This is a genomic window from Candidatus Bathyarchaeota archaeon (assembly GCA_026014465.1).
In the GTDB taxonomy this organism is placed as follows: Archaea; Thermoproteota; Bathyarchaeia; order Bathyarchaeales; family Bathycorpusculaceae; genus JADGNF01.
Genome location: JAOZID010000013.1, coordinates 1 through 1491 on the forward strand (window position 1 = coordinate 1; position 1491 = coordinate 1491).

Below are 1491 nucleotides of genomic sequence, written 5' to 3' on the forward strand. Positions count from 1 at the left end.
TCCCATTTTTTGTTCCTCCTAACGTGGTTTTTCATGTATGTTGTATTTTAGATTTTATCTTCGAACAATAAGAAATCGCATATTTTAAACAAAAATCACGAAATTGGTGCAAAAAATTGTTTGTCCCCCAATAATGGTCGGGACTAGATTTGGGCTCGTGAGAACAGAAAAGTTCCCAAACCAACCATCAAAGCGTTGAAGGCAGATACCACAACTAAACAAATCAGCCAGCCAAGCGGACCAAGAAATGGTGAGCCTGCGCCTAGAAGGCACCAACGTAGCAGTTCTACGCCGTAAAACATTGGGTCGCATAACATGACAATTTGCAGGGGCAGGGGCGATACGTCGATTGGAAAGAACACGCCTGAGAGCATGAACATTGGCCACATTACAAAGGTTGACAGCAACTGAAATGCGTGAAAATCGTTTAGTGTTGAACCAATTGCCACGCCCAACCCAACAAATCCTGAGGTAATCATGAGCATCGCTCCTACTGATGCGACTGCGCCGACAACAAATATTGGAGACAGGTTGAATGCGCCCATTAATGCGGCTACTACAAGTAGTATCATTCCTTGGATTGTTGCGGTGGAGGCGCCGCCCAGAATTTTTCCTAGTATGATGCTGGTTCGGCTTACTGGTGCGACCATCATTTCTTTCATGAACCCGAATTGGCGGTCAAAGATTACGGAAACACCTGAATATACAGAACCAAACAAAAGTCCCATGCCAATAACTCCGGGGGCCATGTACGAAAGATAGTCTACATCGCCGAAGTTGCCAATGAAGCTGCCAAGTCCTAGTCCGAAAATGGCTAAAAAGAAGATGCTTTGCGCAACGGATGAGATTACTCGTGCTTTTGCGCGCCAGTAACGTTTGAGTTCGCGCATTAAAACAACGTAGATTGCTTGTCCAGATATCGGCTGCATTTTATTGTTTCACCATCCCTGTTTTCACCTTAATGTTGGGTCCGTCGTTGTTTCATTATTCTGAAGCTGCGCACCATGTCCTTAAACGAGCCTTCTTCGTCGCGGATGTTTCTGCCAGTTACTGACAAAAACACGTCATCCAAAGTGGGTTTACGCATCTCCACAGAATCCAAAACTACGCCAGCGTTTTCAGCGATTTTAACAATCTCAGGTATTCTGTGACCGCCACTGTCAAGAAGCAGATTCAAACATTTCGGACATTTCTCACCGTTTAGTTCCAGGTCTTTTCCGTTGCTGTCCGGAACTGGAGGAGCCTGAGCATCAGCATGACCCATCCCATGAGAATGAGAACCCGAATGGTTCATTGGCATGTTTATCATGCGGCTCATCGCTGCGTAGTTGTTTCCTGACGCAACGACATTAATTTTGTTAACCCAACTCATTTTCTCCAAAAGCGGGCGCAACTTTTCTACTGCGGATTGGTCTTTGACCGTTAAACTCACAACATCTCCTTGCAGTCGCGCCTTGAGGTTGTCTGGTGTGTCTAGGACTACGACTTTGC

The 1491-nt window shown here is 45.7% G+C and carries 2 protein-coding genes; both read right to left on the minus strand.

Going from position 1 to position 1491, the window contains the following annotated elements; genetic code table 11:
- Nucleotides 1-143: 143 nt before the first annotated feature.
- Nucleotides 144-929, minus strand: coding sequence for an ABC transporter permease (locus tag NWF04_10805; protein MCW4007055.1), 786 nt, complete (start codon nt 927-929; stop codon nt 144-146).
- 29 nt (nt 930-958) lie between these two features.
- Nucleotides 959-1491 (minus strand): hypothetical protein (locus NWF04_10810; GenBank protein MCW4007056.1); only part of this gene is annotated, 533 nt, incomplete at its 5' end.

Bases quoted from the DNA above. Each gene is read 5' to 3' on its own strand.
- NWF04_10805 (MCW4007055.1), bottom strand. From the start codon at position 929: ATGCAGCCGATATCTGGACAAGCAATCTACGTTGTTTTAATGCGCGAA.